The organism is Anaeromyxobacter diazotrophicus, assembly GCF_013340205.1.
Classification (GTDB): domain Bacteria; phylum Myxococcota; class Myxococcia; order Myxococcales; family Anaeromyxobacteraceae; genus Anaeromyxobacter_A; species Anaeromyxobacter_A diazotrophicus.
This window is the reverse complement of record NZ_BJTG01000003.1, coordinates 74,286-91,240: the sequence shown is the minus strand read 5'-3', so window position 1 is coordinate 91,240 and position 16,955 is coordinate 74,286. Positions and strand designations below refer to the sequence as shown.

Here is a 16,955-nt window from a genome sequence, read left to right as displayed (position 1 = left end):
TGCGCACCCGGCGCACGGAAGTCTGCCGCGACGCCCGAGCAGGCCAGCGGGCGCGGCGCGGTGGCCGGCGGCGGGGAGGCCTCCCGAGCTGCCCCTGGGACGCGCGCCGCTTTCGTGGTGTGCTGCGCCCATGAAACTCCGCCGATGGCTCCCCGGGCTGCTGTTCGTCGCGCTGGTGCTGGCGGCGGTGGCCGGCCTCGTCCAGACGCGCGATCTGCCACCCCCCGCCGCGGACGCCACGCCCGCCGCCCAGCCCGCCCAGCCGGCGCGCCCGGGGGCGGCCCCGCCCGCGCGCCGCTGGCGGCGGGTGGACACCGGGCCGCTCCTCACCGCGCACCGGCTGGCCGCCCTGGCGGTCACGCCCGAGGAGCAGGAGCTGGCGCACCAGGCGGAGAGCCTGGCCGACCACGCGGTGGACCTCGCGTTCGCGGACGCGTTCCGGCAGGCGGCGGACGAGAAGCCCGAGCAGACCCCGGCGCTGAAGGCGCTGGCCGAGGCCAAGCAGAAGGCGCAGGCGGCGGTGGCGGCGGGCGCGGCGCGCATCCAGCGGCTCACGGAGCAGGCCGCCCGGGGCGACGCGGACGGGCGCCTCGCGGATCTCGTCGAGGTGGCGAAGGCGCAGCAGGAGCTCGACCAGGACGAGCTCGACCTGGCGTCGGAGGCGCTGGAGCGGGCCGGCGGCGACCCGCAGGCGCAGATCAAGCGGCTCAAGGCCATCCACGACGCGGCGCAGAAGGAGGTCCACCCGGCGGCTGCGCCGCCGGCGGCGGGGGCGGCGGCAGCGGGCGCCGCCCCCTCCAGCGAGAGCCTGGTGGGGCGCTGGCGCGCCTGGAGCGCGCTCCGCGCCAAGCGGGGGCAGCTCGCGGAGGCGGAGCGCGACGCCCGGGACCGGGTGCAGCGCCAGACGAAGCGGCGCGCGATCATCGCGCAGCAGCTCCAGGAGGCCGAGCAGGCGCGCGCCGCGGCGAAGCGCGCGGCGGCGAGCTTCGCGCAGCGCGCCGCCGCGGCGGGCGGCGCCTCGTCCGAGGAGGCGCAGGCCGCGATCCAGTCGCTGAAGCAGCTCGCCGACGGCGAGCGGCGGCTCACCACCATCGGCCGGCGCATCCAGGACCAGGAGGCGCTGGCGCAGGTCTACGCGAGCTGGGGGGCGCTGGGCGACGGCTACGCCCGGAAGGCGCTCCACCGCCTCCTCGAGGGCCTGCTCGCCATCGCGCTGGTGCTCCTCGCGACCTTCCTCGCGCTCCGCCTCGTCGACCGCTTCTACGAGGGGGTCGCGCGCGAGCAGGCTCGGGTGGGGACGCTGCGGACGGTGGTGAAGTTCGCGGTCCAGGTGGTGGGCGCGCTCGTGATCCTGTTCGTCGTCATCGGCGTCCCGGGGCAGGTCACCACCATCCTCGGCCTCGCCGGCGCCGGCCTCACCGTGGCGATGAAGGACTTCATCGTCGCCTTCTTCGGCTGGTTCGTGCTGATGAGGAAGAACGGCATCCGCGTCGGCGACTGGGTGGAGATCAAGGGCGTCGGCGGCGAGGTGGTCGAGATCGGCCTCTTCCACACGGTGCTGCTCGAGACCGGGGCCTGGGTCGACGCCGGCCACCCGACCGGCCGGCGCGTCTCGTTCGTGAACAGCTTCGCGATCGAGGGCCACTACTTCAACTTCTCCAGCTCGGGCCAGTGGATGTGGGACGAGCTGCGGGTCCTCGTGCCGCTCGGCCAGGACCCCTACCCGGTCCTCGACGGCGTCCAGAAGCTGGTGGAGCGCGAGACCGCCGCCAACGCGAAGCTCGCCGAGCAGGAGTGGCGCACGGCCTCCGGTTACCGGGTGAAGACCTTCTCGGCGGTCCCGGGGTTCACGATGGTCCCCACCGCCAGCGGGATCGAGATCAACGTCCGGTACGTCACCCGCGCCCCCGAGCGGCACGAGGCGCGCCGCCGGCTCTACCGCGAGGTGGTGGCGCTCCTGCACGGCAAGCCCGGCCGGGGAGCGGACGCCGCCTGAGTCCGCGGATCGCGAGCTCACGCGGACCACGTTGCCCGCGCCGACGGCGCGTGAGAGCCTCCCGCCATGCTCTCGACGCTCCGCTCGAAGGTCCGCGCGATCCGCAGGAGCCTCGCCCAGGTCGGCGATGGGCAGCCGCTGCACCGGGCCGCGCTGGTCGTCCTCCTCCTCCTCGACGCGTTCATCTTGGTCTCGGTCCTCGACGGGCTCGACGCGCACACGCGCCAGCTCGCCTCGCCGTGGGACCGCGTCCCGTCGGCCTGCCGGGACCTCGTCCTCGAGAGGAGCTGGACCCCGGCGACCCGGCTCGATCGGCTCGCCGACGGCGCACACCGCGACGCGGCGAGCGACCTGCGACCGGCGGAGCGCCGCAAGGCCCTCCACCCGCTCTGCGCGGCCGTCCTGGAGCCGCTGGAGGCGATCCAGCGCGACCCGGAGCTCCGCCGGCTGCTCGAGCTCCACCGTCAGCTGCGCGGCGAGAGCCGCGACCTCGAGCTCGCGCTCGCCGGGCCGAAGGCGGCTTACGACACCGCGCTCCTCGCGAAGGTCGCGAAGGAGGAGGGCGGCCCGGACGTGGCGGCCCTGCGCCTGGAGCTGCGGCGGAAGACGGCCGCGCTGGAAGGGGCCCGGGCCCGGCTCGCGACGGCCGACACGGCGCTGGACGGCTCACCGCGCGTCGCGGCGCTGTGGAGCCGGCTCGACGGCGTCGGCCCCGCGGAGCGGGACCGGCTCTCGTCCGATCTGCGGCGGCTCGTCGCCTGGTTCCCGGTGCGGCGGCTCGCGATGCAGCTCGCGTTCCTGCTGCCGCTCTTCGCGGCGTTCTACGCCTGGAACGCCGTCAGCCTGCGGCGCCGGCGCGGGGTCCAGACGCTCGTGTCGGCGCACCTGCTGGCCGTGGTCTCCATCCCGATCCTGATCGAGCTCTTCGAGGCGGCCTACGAGGTCATCCCGAAGCGGCTGCTCCAGGCCATCTTCGAGCTGCTCGAAGCCTGGAACCTGGTCGCGATCTGGCACTACCTCGTGATCGCGCTCGCGGTGGCCGTCGCCCTGCTGGCGGTCCACGTGGTGCAGCGCAAGGTCTTCTCACGGGAGCGGCTCCTCGAGCGGCGGATCGCGAAGGGGCAGTGCCAGGCCTGCGGGAAGGCCCTGCCGCCGGGGGCGAGGGCGTGCGTCTGCTGCGGCGCCGCGCAGTTCACGGCCTGCGCCGGGTGCGGCGGCCTCGCGCACGTCGAGGCGAGGTACTGCCGGGAGTGCGGCCGGGAGCGCCCCGCCGCGGCGCCCGCGGGCGACCCCGGGCTCGCCTGAGGCCGCAGCCCTCAGCGGCCGGCCGCGCCCGGCGCGACGCACGCCGCCAGGAGGCGCCAGCCGGTGCGGGCGCCCGGCGCCAGCCGGAAGACCGCCCAGCGGACGCGCCGGAGCGCCGGCCCGCGCGCGCCCGGCTCGACCTGCGCGAGCAGCGCCAGCGCCTCCTTCTCCCGGCGCTCCCGGCGCAGCAGCGGCGCGAGCGCCAGCACCGCGTCCAGGTTCGCCGGCTGGAGCGCGAGCGCGCCGCGGAGCATCTCGGCGGCGGCCGGGGGATCGCTCCTGGCCAGGGTCCGGCCTCCGCGCGCGAGCGCGGCGGCGGCGTCGATGCGCCGGCCGCGCAGGAGGTGGATGCGGGCGGCCTCGCTGTGGAACTCCGGCTCCAGGGGGAGCGCCTGGCGCGCCTGCACGTACACGGCGAGCGCCCGATCCAGGAAGCCGGCCGCCAGGTGGCCCTCGGCCGCGCTGCGGAAGCTCGCCGCCGCGCCGGCGCGGTCCTTGAGGAGCATGAGCACCGGCGCGAGCTTCCCGTGGACGCGCGGGTCGGGGCCGTGCTCCGCGAGCGCCTGCTGGTAGGCGGCCGCCGCCGCCTCCAGGCGGCCCCGGGCCCGGGCGCGATCGCCGGCGCCGATCACCTCGGCGCGCGTCTTCGGGCGGCGTCTCCAGAACGGCACGGCCCGATGTTAGCGCCTCGGAGGCGCGGCGGTCAGCCCGGCGCGGCCGCTCCCACCCCGATCCGCGCCCCCGCCTCCCGGAGCGTCGCCGCGCTCCGCTCCAGGCCCTGCTCCTCCTCGGCGGTGAGCGGTGGGTGGAGCACCTCCTTCACGCCCTGCCGGCCCAGGATGGACGGCAGCGAGAGCGTCACGCCGAACCGCTCGCTGTAGGCGCCCACCGGGACCACCCCGTGCTCGTCGCGCAGGATCATCTCGGAGAGCCGGGCCGAGACGACGCCGATCCCGTACTGGCTCGCCTGGTTCCCCTCGATGATGGCGATGTTCGCGTAGCGCACCTCCCGCTCCACCGCCTCGACGCACGCCGCGCGCGAGAGGCCGCGCGCCGAGAGCACGTCCGCGAGCGGCACGCCGGCGACGCGCACGCCGGACCAGACGAACACCTCCGAGGTGCCGTGCTCGCCCAGGATCTGCGCCTCCACCGCGGCCGGATCGACGTCGAGCGCCGCCGCGAGGTGAACGCGGAACCGCAGGCTGTCGAGGAAGGTGCCGGTGCTGAGGACGCGGTGGTGGCCCGCGGCGAGGCGCGCCAGGTCGGCCAGCGGATCGGGCGGGTCGGTGACCACGAGGAGCACCGCCCCGCGCGCCGCGGCCGCCACCTTCGGGACCAGCTCGCGGTAGATCCCGGCGTTCGTGTCGAGCAGCCGGAGGCGCCCCTGCGGGTCGGAGCGATCGGTGGCGCCCCCCGTCTTCTCGTTCACGCCCACCGTGATGAGCACCACCTCGGCGCCGGCCAGATCGGGGTAGTCGCCGTCGCGGAGCACCACGCGCCCGGTCAGCGGCGCGCCGTAGGAGAGGTCGGCCGCCACCGCGCGGGCGCGCTTGCGGGTGCGGTCCACGAGTACGATCTCGCGCGCGACGCCGCGCAGCGTCAGCGCGAAGGCACAGGCCGAGCCGACCGCCCCCGCGCCGACCACCCCGACCTTCATGTGCCCCTCCCCCGGCGACCCGGGCAGCGCGCCGCACACCGGGAAGATGGGCACCGGATCACCGGCGGGCAGCCGGCGCGGCGGGGCGCGGCCGCGGCGCCGCGCTCACCCGTGGGTCGGCGCCGAGCCACGCGGTCCGGCGTCACCGCGCGCGGGGAGGCCCGGGGCGCGGCCGGTTCCGGCCGGAGGGAGGTTGGCACGCGCCCTGCTCTCGTGGCGCGAGCGTGGACGAGCTCAAGGTGCCAAAGCGGCGCGTGCCGGTCTCGCTCACGCTCGCGGGCGGTGGGGCCGTCCGGGTCGGCCTGTTCCTGACCGACGCGGGTCCCGGGCGCTCCGGCGACGAGCGGCTGGGCGAGCTGCTCGAGGAGGAGGGCACCTTCCTGCCCGCCGTCGAGCTGGAGAGCGGGGCGGTCGCCTTCATCAGCCGCGCGGCGGTGGTGGTGGCCGAGGCGGCAGCCGACGCCGACGCCGAGGGCGCGGCCCTCGACGACCTCGGCTTTCCGACCGAGGTCGCGGTCGAGATCACGCTCGTGGACGGGCAGCGCCTGTGTGGGCACCTGAGCTACGTGCTCCCGCCCGAACGCGCCCGGCCCATCGACTTCCTCAACGGCGTCGGCCAGTTCCTGCCGGTGCACGCGAGCGACGGGGCGATCATCCGCTTCGTCCACAAGCGGCACGTCCGCCGCATCGATCTCCTGGAGCGCTGAGATGGCGAGGCTCGACGTCCTCATCGACCGGATGGCCGCGATCCCGGGGGCGCAGCTCGTGCTGGAGACGGGCGGCGGCGTCCGGCTCGAGACCTCGAGCGGCGCGCAGCGGCTCGTCCACCAGGCGCTCACCACCCGGCAGATCGTGAGCGCGCTGCAGGAGGTGGTCCCGCCGGCGCTGCGGGCCAGCCTGGGCGCCGCCCGGCCCTTCGACTTCACCTACGCGGCGCCGGCGGGCCTGGTGGACGTCCGCGTCGAGGTGCACGACGACGCGCTGCGGGCCTCGCTCGAGCTCGCCCGGGAGCCGCGGCCCGCCCCGGCGGCGGCGGAGCTCCCGGCAGCGTCTCCGGCGGAGGTCCCCACGGCGCAGGCAGGACCGGCGCTCACGCCCGTGCCCGCCCCCGCGCCGGCGGCGCCGCCCACCCCCATCGAGCGCCCCGCCGACCCGCGGGCCGCCCTCGAGGCGCTCCTGGCCGCGCTCCCGGCGCGCGGCGCCTCCGACCTGCACCTGAGCTCGGACGGAGTCCCCTGCCTGCGGCTCGACGGCGACGTGGTCCCGCTCGCCGACTACGGGCCGCTCCCGGCGGCGCGCCTCGCCGAGCTCGTCTGGTCGATCGCGCCGGCCAAGAACCGCGAGGAGTGGGAGCAGGTCCACGACACCGACTTCGCCCACCAGACGGCGGCGGGGCGCTTCCGCGCCAACGTCTTCGCCGACCGGAACGGCCTCGGGGCGGTGTTCCGGCTCATCCCGCACGAGATCCCCTCGGCGGAGGCGCTCGGCGTCCCGCCCGCCGTCCTCGAGCTGTGCCACCTGTCGAAGGGGCTCGTGCTCGTGACCGGCCCCACCGGCTCGGGCAAGTCGACCACGCTGGCGGCGCTCATCGACCACGTCAACCGCAACCGCGACGACCACATCATCACCATCGAGGACCCCATCGAGTTCGTCCACCCGAACAAGCGCTGCATCGTGAACCAGCGCGAGGTGGGGACGCACACGCAGTCGTTCAAGCGCGCGCTGCGCGCGGCGCTGCGGGAGGATCCCGACATCATCCTGGTGGGCGAGCTGCGCGACCTCGAGACCATCGCCATCGCCATCGAGACCGCCGAGACCGGGCACCTCGTCTTCGGCACCCTGCACACCAACACCGCCCCCTCCACCGTCGACCGGATCATCGACCAGTTCCCCGCCGACCGGCAGGAGCAGATCCGGATGATGCTGTCCGAGTCGCTCAAGGGCGTCATCTCGCAGACGCTCTGCAAGAAGATCGGTGGGGGCCGCGCGGCCGCGCAGGAGATCCTGCTCTGCCCGCCGAGCGTGTCGAACCTCATCCGCGAGGGGAAGACCTTCCAGATCGCCTCGGTCATGCAGACGGGGCGTGGCCAGGGGATGGCCACCCTCAACGACGGCCTGCTCGACCTCGTGAAGCGCAAGGTGGTCGAGCCGGCCGAGGCGTACCGCAAGGCGGTCGCCAAGGCCGAGCTGAAGGGGCTGCTCGAGCGGGCGGGGTTCCCGCTGGCGTGACGCGGGGGAGCGCCCGGCCGCCGGCCCGCCCGCGCCGGCGTGGCGCGCGCGCCGTTATGGGAGGGCGGTGGAGCTCCCCTTCCAGCCCACGCTCTTCGACGCCGCCGCGCCGGCGTTCGACCCCGGCTTCGGCGGCCTCGTCCGCCTCCAGCTCGACGAGGCGAGCTGGCTCGACTACCTGCCGGGCTGGGTGAGCGGGTCGGATCGCCTCTTCGCCGAGGTGCTGGCGGCGCGCTCCTGGGGCGAGCGGACGCGCTGGATGTACGACCGCCGCGTCCGGGAGCCCCGCCTCACCTCGCCCTGGAGCCTCGCCTCGGGCCGGCCGCTCGAGCCCGCGCTGGTGGAGGCGATGCGCCGCTGCCTCGGGGCGCGCTACGGCGTCACGTTCGACTCGGCGGGCTTCAACCTCTACCGCGACGGCCAGGACAGCGTCGCCTGGCACGGCGACCGGATCCGGGCGGAGGTCGCCGAGCCGATCATCCCGCTCGTCTCGCTGGGAGAGCCGCGCAAGTTCCTGCTCCGACCGAAGGGCGGCGGCCGCTCGCGCGCGTTGTACCTCGGGCGCGGCGACCTGCTCGTCACCGGCGGCGCCACGCACCGCGCCTGGGACCACGCGGTGCCCAAGGTCGCGCGCGCCGGGCCGCGCATCAGCATCGCCTTCCGCTACGCGCTCGACCCGCGCGCCTACGCCGGGAAGCGGACCGCGCCGCCCGCCCCCCGGTGACGGCGCGGCCCGGGACGGCCTCGCCTAGGAGTGGCCGTGCGCGGCGAGCCGCTCCACCGCGTCGTTCTCGCACTTCTCCCGGGCGGCGGCGGCCGACACCCGGCGCGCGGCGACCGCCTGCTCGACGCACGCGTCGAGGTCGGTCCTCGCCTCGGCGCTGCCGCAGCGCTTCAGCCACGCGAGCTCGCGCTCCGCGAAGGCGGCGGCGCAGCGCGGGGCGCGGCCTGCGTCCGGGGGCGTGAGCCCCTCACCCGCCGTCGCGGGGGCGGCGCGTCCCGTGCACTCGACGAAGACCACCTCGTCGGGAGGGCGCACGGAGGCGCGGGCCCTGGCGCAGAGCGGCCCGAGCCGCTGGCCCTCCGCCTCGCGCAGCGCGAGCCGCAGGCGCTTCAGGAGCTCCGGGCCGTCCTTCCCGGCCGCCTTGATGACCGGCGCCTCGGGGTCCGGCTTCGGGCTCGTCGCCAGGTCGGCGAGGCTGCGGAAGAGCGCCGACGCCGCGAGGTCCATCCGGCAGCTCATCGGGCAGGCGTTGACCTTGCGCCCCTCCGGCGAGCGGAGCCAGTCGGAGGTGGGCGCGGCGGGCATGGGCGGGCAGGCGGCGACGCACAGGTCGCCCTCGGCCCGGGCGGCCCGCGCGGCGGCCGCGGCCTTGCCGAGCTGGACGGACGGGGCGTCACCGCCCGCGGCGACGGCCAGCGCGAGGCCGGCGGCGAGGTACGTCAGCATGGCAGTTCCTCCTCGAGAGACGCGCGGGGTAGCGGAGCAGCGCGCGCCGGGAGGCTATCACGGTCGGTGAGGTAGCGCTGGGCTTCCGAGCCGGCGACGGCGCCGTCGCCCACCGCGGTCGCGATCTGCCGCAGGCTCGTGTCGCGGACGTCGCCGGCGGCGAAGACCCCCTCCAGGCTCGTCCGCATCCGCGCGTCGGTGCGGACGTACCCTTGCTCGGAGAGCGCCACCTGCCCGGCGAAGAGGGCGGTCGCCGGCAGGTGGCCGATGAAGTAGAAGCAGCGGTCCACGGCGAGCGGCACGAGCGCCCCGTTGCGCGTGTCCCGGAGCACGGCGGTCTCGAGCCGCCCGTCGCCCTCGAAGTGGTCCACGACGGTGTTCCAGCGGAACTCCATCTTCGGGTTCCCGAGCGCCTCCTCGCGCGCGGCGGGCTGAGCCCGGACGCGCCCCTCCTCGTGCCGGACGGAGACGATCACCTTGCGCGCGTAGCGGGTGAGGAAGCTCCCCTCCTCCAGGGCCGCGTCGCCCGAGCCGACCACCAGCACGGTCTTGCCGGTGCACTGGGCGGCGTCGCAGGTGGCGCAGAAGGAGATCCCCTTGTCGTAGAGGAACGCCTCCTCGCCCGGGACGCCCAGCAGGCGCGGCTTGCCGCCGGTGGCGAGCACGACCGCCCGCGCGTGGTACGCGGTGCGGAAGGTCTCGACGACCTTGTCCGCGCCGGCCAGGTTGAGCTTCTTCACCGGCGCGTTCTTGATCTCCACCCCGAAGCGCCGCGCCTGGGCCTCGAACCGCTTCATCAGCTCGAGCCCGCTGATGTCCTCCGGGAACCCCGGATAGTTGCAGACCTCGCTGGTGGAGGTGGCGAGCCCGCCGAGCAGGCCCTTCTCCAGGAGCAGCGTCTTGCGCCGGGCGCGGGCCGCGTAGAGCGCGGCGGTCAGCCCGGCCGGGCCTCCGCCGACGACCACCACCTCGTAATCCTGCCGTTCCTTCTCGAGCGCCATGGCGTCCTTACCCCAGCTTCACCTGGCGCTCCGCCGTCCCCACCAGTCGGCCAGGAGCCACACCCCGAGCAGCAGCCCGAACTGCACCACCAGCGCCGGCACGAACCCGCCGAGCGCCGCGGGCAGGTAGACGCCGCCCTTCGCGTCCACGCGGAGGGCGGTCTTCCAGAACGGCCAGGTCGCGGCGCCGAGCGCCGAGCCGAGGACGAAGAACGGGAACACCAGCCACTGCTGGAGGAAGCCCTCGCCCATGCGCATCAACGTCCCGGAGGCGCAGCCGCCCGCGATCACCGCGCCGATCCCGAAGAGGACGCCGCCCACCACGGTGTGCAGCCCGACCGGCTCGAGGCCGGCGAGCTTCATCGCGTCGGCGAGCTGCCCCGCCTTGAAGTAGGCCCCGAGCTGCAGGGCCGCGAAGCCGACCGTCCCCACCGCCAAACCGGCGACGACGGCCTTGGTGAGGCTGGTGCTGCCGGTCAGCACCGGGTCGCGCATGGAGGCGGTGAAGCAGAACCTCGAGCGCTGCAGCGTGAGCCCCAGCGCGATCCCGATGGCCCACACGAAGCCCGACCTCGGCGAGCCGGCCGGGCCGCCCAGCCAGTAGCCCACCGCCACCACGGCGGCAACGAGGGCCACCGCGTAGGGCAGCTGGCTCGCCCGCTCCTTCCGCGGCGAGGGAGCCCGGAGAGGGCGGCGGACGTCATCGCTGCGCAGCTCTGCGGCCACGGTCATGGAGCGCTCCGTCAGATGAAGTACTTGATGAGGAGCTTCGAGCCGGCCATGGCGCCGAGGAAGATGGAGACCATGAACACCCAGCCGTGAAGCGACATCGAGGGCACCGCCGTGAACAGGTCGCCGATGTTGCAGCCGAACGCGATGCGCGCCCCGAGGCCCATCACCAGCCCGCCGAGGACGGCCGCCGCGATCTGCCGCCGCGACTTGAGGCGCTTCACCCGGAACTGCCCGGCGAGCAGGACGGAGAGCAGCGCCCCGGCGACGATGCCGAGGTTGGTGAGGGAGCCGGCGTCCTTGAGCAGGTTGAACCCCGGCGCGTTGAAGGCCGGCTTCACCTCCGCGAAGTACGCCCACCGGTGCGGATCGCCCCCGAGCGCCTCCCAGGCCCAGCTCCCCCAGTAGGCGAGCGAGGTGGTGACGCCCCAGGCCTTCCCGGTGGCGGCGAGCAGCGCGATGTTGAGCAGCGCCAGGATCACCGCCCCGGCCGTGTAGGTCCACGGGTGGACGAAGAGGGTCTTGTAGGTCTCGCGATCGCGCCACCGGAGCGGCGGCGCTGCGGCGGTCACGGCGTGGGGAAACGCGCCGCCGGCCTGGCCTTCCGCGGGGGGCGCCATCAGCTCGCCTTCTCGATGGCGATCTCCCACTGCCCGTCGTCCACTTCCTGGATCTCGTAGTCGTGGCCGCTCTTCTCGGCCCACTCCGGGATGTTCTTCATCGCGCAGGAGTGGTCGATCTGCACCACCAGCACGTCGCCCACCGCCAGGTCCGCCAGCGCGCGCTGCGTCCGGATGAGCGGGACGGGGCAGGCTTCGCCGAGGCAATCGAGCGTCTTCTCCGCCATGGTGTGCACCTCGCGTGCGTCGATCGAGTCGGGGCGAGTTTGCTGGGTGCCGGATCCGAAGTCAACGACACCCACCGCGACCAAGGGACACGTATTCACGGTGAGTGACCGGCGACGATCGGCACGTGGGGGCGTCGCTCACATCGACAGACAGTAAACGTCAGTTCGCGGAGGCGCACAAAGAACCACCCGCGCGCACCTCAATGTGCGTGTTCGCCGGAACCATCCGCTATCGCAATAGTTTTCAATCCAGGCGCGCTCTATTGCGCCTTGCGCGGCCGCTCCGGTGGTGCGAACGTACCGTCCCCAAGGGACCGCTCGCTTCAATGCGTCCCGGCTCCCCGCACCAGGAAAAGGCACCATGATGCCAATCGAGTCGGCAGGCGAGCCCCAGGGCTTTCGAGGGGACGTGACCGGGCTGGAGCTGTCCGACGTCATCCAGCTCAACGGGAACAACGGGTTCTCGGGCTGCATCACCGTTCAGCAGGGCGATCGCACCGGCCGGATCTTCTTCCGCGAGGGGAAGGTCATCCACGCCGAGCAGGGCGGCAAGCTCGGCGAGGAGGCGTTCTACGACATCATGGAGTGGCGGTCGGGCCACTTCAGCCTCGAGCCCAACGTCTCCACCACCAGCCACTCGGTCGAGAAGAGCACGACGTTCATCCTGATGGAGGCGCACCGCCTCATGGACGAGCGCCGCGCCGGGCGTCCGGCGGCGCCCGCGCCCGTCGCGCCGGCCGCGGCCGCGGCCGCGCCCGCGCCGGCCAGGACGGCGGCCGCCACCGTGGTCGAGCGCGTGAAGGGCGCGGCCGGCGTGAGCTACGCCGTGCTGCTCGGCAAGGACGGCGCCTGCGTCGAGGACGGCAGCTTCGAGGGCGCCACCCTCGCCGGCCGCGCGGCCTACCTCGCGCTCATGGGCTCGCGGCTCGGCGCCAGCCTCGGCGCCGGCGACATCCGCTCGATGGCGCTGCACGGCAAGGGGCAGCACCTGCTCCTGCTCGCCGGCAAGAACCACTACCTGGGCGTCACCGCCGAGGGCACGAGCGAGCTCGGCGCCGTCGAGGCCGAGGTCCTCAAGCTGCTCGCGTCCGGTCACTGATCGCGCTCCGCGGCGCTCGATCCCGAGGTCACCCATGCAGACGGTCCTCTCGCAGCTCAACTCGGTCCCGGGCGTGGTCGGCAGCCTGGTGTGCGATCCCGACGGCCAGCTCACGGCCCACGTCTTCCCGCCCCTCTTCGACGTGGCGGCCCTCCAGGACGCCGCCCGGGCGCTGGCGGACGGCGCCGTCGGCCTGGAGGTGACGAGCGACACGGCCGAGCTGCTCGACGTGCGCTTCAAGGAGGCGCGGCTCCTCGCGAAGCCGTTCGGCGGCTCGATGCTGGCGGTGCTCTGCACCAAGACGACGAACGTGCAGTTCCTGACGCTGTCGCTCGGCGCCGCGGTCGCCAAGCTCGACAAGCTCCGGCAGGCCACCCCGGCCGCGCCCGCCCCCGCGCCGGCGGCTGCGCCGGCGCCGGTCGCGAGCGCGCCCGCGCCGGAGGCGGCGGCTCCCGGAGCGAAGCGGCGCGTCGCGGCCCCGACCAAGGGGCTCGACGAGCTGCGCCGCCGGCTGGCCGAGGGAGGCGCCGCGGCCCGCCCCGGCGGCGCCGCCGCGCCCGCGACGAGCGCGGCCGAGCCGCAGGCCAAGCAGGACGAGACCACCACCTCGGCCTCCGGGCTGCGCTGGTGGGAAGGGATGCCCTGACGCCCAGCCCAGCCGTTGACCCAGAGGAGCTCCACCCCGCTTCGGAGAACGCATGATCAAGACCATCAGATTCAAGATCCTCCTCCTGATCATCGGAGGGCTCAGCCTCGGCGCCATCGGGCTGGTGCTGTACTTCAACCGCATCTACGACCAGAACGCCGAGCGCCTGACCAAGGACTCGATCCGGAGCGCCGCGGTGGCGTTCTCCGAGGTCGAGCGGACGAGCACCGAGCTCATGTCCGCCTCGATCTCCGCCCTGACCCGCGACCCGGAGGTGCGGGCCGGGATGATCTCGCGCGATCCGGCGCGCCTGCTCACGCTGTCGCAGCCGCTCTACCGCGACTGGCGCGGCCGCTTCGGCATCACGCACTGGAACTACTGGGAGCCCGAGCAGGCCGGCGACATGAACGCCAAGGGCCTGCGCAACGTCCTCCGCGTCGGCACGCCCGACATGCACGGCGACTTCGTGGAGCGCGTCACGCTGGCGCGGGTCGCCCGCGAGCGCCGCATGGTGACGGGTCTCGACCTCGGGTTCACCGGGATGGTGCTGCGCGTGCTGGTGCCGGTGGAGGAGGGCGGCCGCCCCATCGGCTACCTCGAGCTCGGCAAGGAGATCGGCGGCTTCCTCGGCCAGATCAAGAAGGTGAGCGGCGACGACTACGGCCTCCTGCTCTCGAAGGGCCGGATGGACGAGAAGAAGTGGGCCACCCTGCGGGCGACGGCGGGCCAGCGCAACAACTGGGCCGACATGCCCGACCTCCTCCTCGCCGACAACACCTCCGACGACAACGAGATCTTCCAGTACAACGGCAAGATCGCCGACCTCCCGGACGAGGGCGTGCCGCTCGAGATCCTGTCGAGGGGCGGCAAGACGCTGGCCCGGGGCGTGTTCCCGATCCACGACGTGTCCGGCGCCAAGGTGGGCGCGGTCTTCGTCCTCCGCGACATCACCGCGGTCTACGACGAGATGCGCTCCGGGCAGCGCCAGGCGGTGCTCGGGGTGGCGGCCCTCATGGTCCTCCTGGCCGTCCTCTTCGTCCTCGTCTTCCAGGTGCTCATCGTCAAGCGGCTCCAGCACATGATCCAGGTGGCGACGCGGGTGGTGGGCGGCGAGTTCGACCTCGAGATCGTGCCGTCGGCCGACGACGAGATCGGCGCCTTCGAGACGCTGTTCGAGCAGTTCCGGCAGCTGTTCGTCGAGCTCATCGGGCAGGCACACAAGGCCACGGGCACCACGGGCCGGGGGGGGAAGTGAGCCATGGGCCAGCTCTATGACGCGAAGCTGAAGGTCGAGCAGATCATCCGCGAGAAGAACCTCAAGGAGTCCGAGATCAAGGGCGCGCTGTCGCTCAAGAGCGGGCTCCTGCTCGCGCTCGTGAACCCGGCCACGCCCGACGACGCCGGCAAGCTGGAGAAGCTGGCCGCCGCCGTGAAGGCGGTGCTCAACACCGACCTCTGACCGGGGCGCAGCCCCGGCGCTGCACGCGAGCCCGGCTCCCGCGGAACCTCCGCGGGCGCCGGGCTCGAGCTTTTCGGGGGCAGCGGGAGGAGGCCGGCGCGGCGCGCCTCGCGCCGACGAAGCGGGGGGCGACCCGCGGCCGCGGATCGCCCCCCAGGTGAAGGCCAGCGGCGGGCCGGCTACTTCTTGCTCATCACCGGCGCCGCGTCGGGGTGGCAGGTCTTGCAGTTCGAGATGCCGAGGCTGTTGTTGAGCCGCACGCCGTCCGGGGTGGGCGGCGGGGGCGCGTCGATGTGGCAGTGGACGCACTCGGCGTAGAGGTCCGGCTGCGCCGCATAGATGGGCACGTACTTCGAGCTCGACCCGAAGCGGTTGAGGATGATGGCCGCCATCTTGGCCACGTCGCCGGTGATCTTCCCGCAGCGCGCCTTCCGGTCGGTGGACCCGGACAGCTTGCCGGAGACCTTGCACCAGCTCGACACCGAGATGTGGCACAGCGGCGAGCCGGAGACGCTCTGCGCCTGCTGCGGGTAGCGCCGCTTGGGGTCGAGCCAGTCCATCTCCATCGACGGGAGCGGCGTCTCCTGGTACCAGCGGAGGAGGTCCCCGCCCATCTCCACCACCGAGGCCGGCGCGGCCAGGGAGAAGATGGGCAGCGCGCCGGCCAGCGCGCCGCAGAGCGTGCCCGACTCGACGCAGCCGGTCTTGCCCCACTTGAACATCTCGAGCGGCAGCCCGTCCCAGGGCGAGCCCGGGCCGAGCGCGCTCCGGATGGACGCGAGCAGCGCCGAGGCCACGCCGTAGGCGCAGCCGTAGTTGGTGTTCTTCCAGGGGTCGTTCGTCCAGTAGCCGAAGTACCCGGCGTCGCGCGCGACGTCGGGGTTCAGCACCGGCAGCGGCCACGGGACCGACGGCGCCGCCTGCGCCTCCGCCGCCGCCGGCAGCCCCAGCGCGACCAGGCCCGCGGCCGCAGCCGCGGCGCCGCCCGCGCCGGTGAGGAAGGCGCGCCTCGAGACCACTCCGTTCGCCTGCTTCGACATGGCTCCCCTCCGTGAAGATTGCACGAGCGTTCCGCGGCTCAGACGATGGTGGTGTGCACGGCGCAGCCCATGCACGGGTCGAACGAGTGGATCACCCGGTAGACCTCCACCGGCTGGCTGCGATCCGCGACGCGCACGCCGATCAGCGCCTGCTCGATGGGGCCGGGCCGTTCGCGGTCGTCGCGCGGCGAGGCGTTCCAGGACGTCGGCGTGATGATCCGGTAGCCGGTCACCTTGCCGTCCGCGTACTCGAGCCAGTGCGCCAGCGCGCCGCGCGGCGCCTCGGTCAGGGCGACCGCCTGGCCGGCCTTGGGCATGGTCGTGACCGGCTGGTAGCCGCTCCCGTCCAGCGCGAGCCCGTCGAGCCAGGTCCGCATGGCGCCGGCCACCTTGGCGGTCTCGAAGGCGTTGGCGAGGAGCCGGTCCATGACCGAGAGCCCGCCGCGGTAGTTGCCGCTGACGATCATGCGCGCCAGCGCGCCCACCTGGAACACCTCGTCGCCGAGGCGCGGGGCCTTCACCCAGGAGTAGGCGCCGGGCTTGTCCGGGTTGGGCGTGGCGGGGTCGCCGCCGTGACGGCGCGGGCCGCCGTAGAAGGCGTGCTTCACCGACTCGTCGATGGAGGCGACGTCGCCGGCCGTGAGGGGGAAGACGTGGCGGCGCGCGTGCTCGTCGCCCGGCCGCTCCGCCCAGTTCCAGCTGTGCTCGCCGCGGGGGTGCCCGTGCTCCAGGAACTTCCCCGCCTCGAAGAGCTGGCCGCCGGCGCCGTCCGGATAGGCGCCGAAGGAGAGCAGGTTGCCGGGCCCGGCCCCGATCTCGAGGTAGTCGGGGTACCGCTCGGCCACCTTCATGACGTCGGGGATGTACACGTTCTCGATGAACGGGATCAGCTGGTCGAGGCCGCTCCGGAAGTCGGCGACGCTGGCGGCGGTCGGCTGCTGGGTGACGCCCCCCGGCGCGAAGGTCATGACGTGCGGGAGCTTCCCGGCGAAGAGCGCGCCCATCTCCTGCGCGCGCCGCCGCATCTCGAGCGCCTGCAGGTAGTGGTCGGCGAACACCGCCGCCTCCGCCTCGGAGAACCGCTGGTCGGCCGAGATGGCCGGGGTGTACGGCGGCATGGCCGGCCCGTGGACGTAGTCGAGCAGGGCCAGGTGGTAGAAGTGGAGGATGTGATCCGAGACGGAGCCCGCGCCCTGGACCAGGTTCCGGAGCAGGGTGGCGTTCCGGGAGACCTGGACGCCGAACGCCGCCTCCAGCACCTCGACCGCGGTGCGCGCGTGCGGGACCGGGCACACCCCGCAGATGCGCTGGGTGAGGTGGATGGCGTCCCGGGGATCCCGGCCGCGCATGATGCTCTCGAACCCGCGGAACAGCGTCCCGGAGGCGTAGGCGGCGAGGACGGTGCCCCGCTCGCTGATCTCGAGCTCGAGGCCGAGGTGCCCCTCGATGCGCGTCACCGGTGAGACCGTGATTCGCTTCTCCATGGTGTCTGGCCCT

At 74.1% G+C, this 16,955-nt stretch carries 18 protein-coding genes; 9 read left to right on the top strand and 9 right to left on the bottom strand.

Annotated features, from left to right (window positions below):
• Positions 1-130 precede the first annotated feature (130 nt).
• Together HWY08_RS06425 and HWY08_RS06420 are read left to right on the top strand one after the other, a co-directional pair.
• Positions 131-1,996: a mechanosensitive ion channel family protein gene (locus HWY08_RS06425; protein WP_176064042.1), complete on the top strand. Its 1,866-nt coding sequence runs from the start codon at positions 131-133 to the stop codon at positions 1,994-1,996.
• Positions 1,997-2,062: 66 nt separating this feature from the next.
• Positions 2,063-3,301: a zinc ribbon domain-containing protein gene (locus HWY08_RS06420; RefSeq protein ID WP_176064041.1), complete on the top strand. Its 1,239-nt coding sequence runs from the start codon at positions 2,063-2,065 to the stop codon at positions 3,299-3,301.
• A gap of 11 nt (positions 3,302-3,312) precedes the next feature.
• On the opposite strand, the gene HWY08_RS06415 is transcribed toward HWY08_RS06420, so the two are convergent.
• Together HWY08_RS06415 and HWY08_RS06410 are read right to left on the bottom strand one after the other, a co-directional pair.
• A complete protein-coding gene (locus tag HWY08_RS06415) occupies positions 3,313-3,972 on the bottom strand; it encodes a tetratricopeptide repeat protein (RefSeq protein WP_176064040.1) in 660 nt (219 codons plus the stop codon).
• A 32-nt stretch (positions 3,973-4,004) separates the two neighbouring features.
• The gene (locus tag HWY08_RS06410; protein WP_209005127.1) at positions 4,005-5,012 is read right to left on the bottom strand and encodes a lactate/malate family dehydrogenase; all 1,008 of its coding nucleotides are present in this window, start codon (positions 5,010-5,012) and stop codon (positions 4,005-4,007) included.
• Positions 5,013-5,182: 170 nt separating this feature from the next.
• On the opposite strand from HWY08_RS06410, the gene HWY08_RS06405 reads away from it, so the two are divergent.
• From HWY08_RS06405 to HWY08_RS06395, 3 genes are all read left to right on the top strand, one after another.
• Positions 5,183-5,665: a hypothetical protein gene (locus tag HWY08_RS06405; protein ID WP_176064039.1), complete on the top strand. Its 483-nt coding sequence runs from the start codon at positions 5,183-5,185 to the stop codon at positions 5,663-5,665.
• Position 5,666: 1 nt separating this feature from the next.
• Positions 5,667-7,187: a type IV pilus twitching motility protein PilT gene (locus tag HWY08_RS06400; RefSeq protein WP_176064038.1), complete on the top strand. Its 1,521-nt coding sequence runs from the start codon at positions 5,667-5,669 to the stop codon at positions 7,185-7,187.
• 67 nt (positions 7,188-7,254) lie between these two features.
• Entirely contained in the window at positions 7,255-7,911 is a 657-nt protein-coding gene (locus tag HWY08_RS06395; RefSeq protein ID WP_176064037.1) for an alpha-ketoglutarate-dependent dioxygenase AlkB, read from the top strand.
• Positions 7,912-7,935: 24 nt separating this feature from the next.
• Here HWY08_RS06395 and HWY08_RS06390 read toward each other — a convergent pair whose 3' ends face one another.
• Genes HWY08_RS06390 through HWY08_RS06370 form a run of 5 tightly spaced genes read right to left on the bottom strand, consistent with a single transcriptional unit; the run spans position 7,936 to position 11,214 of the window.
• The gene (locus HWY08_RS06390; RefSeq protein ID WP_176064036.1) at positions 7,936-8,637 is read right to left on the bottom strand and encodes a hypothetical protein; all 702 of its coding nucleotides are present in this window, start codon (positions 8,635-8,637) and stop codon (positions 7,936-7,938) included.
• Positions 8,631-9,638 carry an NAD(P)/FAD-dependent oxidoreductase gene (locus HWY08_RS06385; protein ID WP_176064035.1) on the bottom strand — a complete coding sequence of 336 codons (1,008 nt, stop codon included), beginning with the start codon at positions 9,636-9,638 and terminating at the stop codon, positions 8,631-8,633. Before HWY08_RS06385 ends, HWY08_RS06390 begins: the two co-directional genes overlap by 7 nt.
• Positions 9,639-9,656: 18 nt before the next feature.
• Positions 9,657-10,370 carry a YeeE/YedE thiosulfate transporter family protein gene (locus HWY08_RS06380; RefSeq protein WP_176064034.1) on the bottom strand — a complete coding sequence of 238 codons (714 nt, stop codon included), beginning with the start codon at positions 10,368-10,370 and terminating at the stop codon, positions 9,657-9,659.
• Between the two features lie 11 nt (positions 10,371-10,381).
• Entirely contained in the window at positions 10,382-10,987 is a 606-nt protein-coding gene (locus HWY08_RS06375) for a YeeE/YedE thiosulfate transporter family protein (protein WP_176064033.1), read from the bottom strand.
• The gene (locus tag HWY08_RS06370) at positions 10,987-11,214 is read right to left on the bottom strand and encodes a sulfurtransferase TusA family protein (protein WP_176064032.1); all 228 of its coding nucleotides are present in this window, start codon (positions 11,212-11,214) and stop codon (positions 10,987-10,989) included. The genes HWY08_RS06375 and HWY08_RS06370 overlap by 1 nt, the downstream gene beginning before the upstream one ends.
• Before the next feature lie 361 nt (positions 11,215-11,575).
• Here HWY08_RS06370 and HWY08_RS06365 point away from each other — a divergent pair, with 361 nt between their 5' ends.
• From HWY08_RS06365 to HWY08_RS06350, 4 genes are read left to right on the top strand one after another with little or no spacing between them, the layout of a single operon-like run.
• On the top strand, positions 11,576-12,313 hold the full coding sequence (locus HWY08_RS06365) for a DUF4388 domain-containing protein (protein WP_176064031.1): 738 nt from the start codon (positions 11,576-11,578) through the stop codon (positions 12,311-12,313).
• A gap of 34 nt (positions 12,314-12,347) precedes the next feature.
• Positions 12,348-12,959, top strand: a complete 612-nt coding sequence (locus tag HWY08_RS21810) for a roadblock/LC7 domain-containing protein (RefSeq protein ID WP_176064030.1) — start codon at positions 12,348-12,350, stop codon at positions 12,957-12,959.
• A gap of 52 nt (positions 12,960-13,011) precedes the next feature.
• Positions 13,012-14,214 (top strand): cache domain-containing protein, encoded by a 1,203-nt coding sequence (locus HWY08_RS06355; RefSeq protein WP_176064029.1) that lies wholly within the window; start codon positions 13,012-13,014, stop codon positions 14,212-14,214.
• Positions 14,215-14,217: 3 nt separating this feature from the next.
• The gene (locus HWY08_RS06350) at positions 14,218-14,418 is read left to right on the top strand and encodes a hypothetical protein (RefSeq protein ID WP_176064028.1); all 201 of its coding nucleotides are present in this window, start codon (positions 14,218-14,220) and stop codon (positions 14,416-14,418) included.
• Between the two features lie 179 nt (positions 14,419-14,597).
• On the opposite strand, the gene HWY08_RS06345 is transcribed toward HWY08_RS06350, so the two are convergent.
• Positions 14,598-15,458 (bottom strand): C-GCAxxG-C-C family protein, encoded by an 861-nt coding sequence (locus tag HWY08_RS06345; protein WP_176064027.1) that lies wholly within the window; start codon positions 15,456-15,458, stop codon positions 14,598-14,600.
• A 38-nt stretch (positions 15,459-15,496) separates the two neighbouring features.
• Positions 15,497-16,942 carry a nickel-dependent hydrogenase large subunit gene (locus HWY08_RS06340; protein ID WP_176064026.1) on the bottom strand — a complete coding sequence of 482 codons (1,446 nt, stop codon included), beginning with the start codon at positions 16,940-16,942 and terminating at the stop codon, positions 15,497-15,499.
• Positions 16,943-16,955 lie beyond the last annotated feature (13 nt).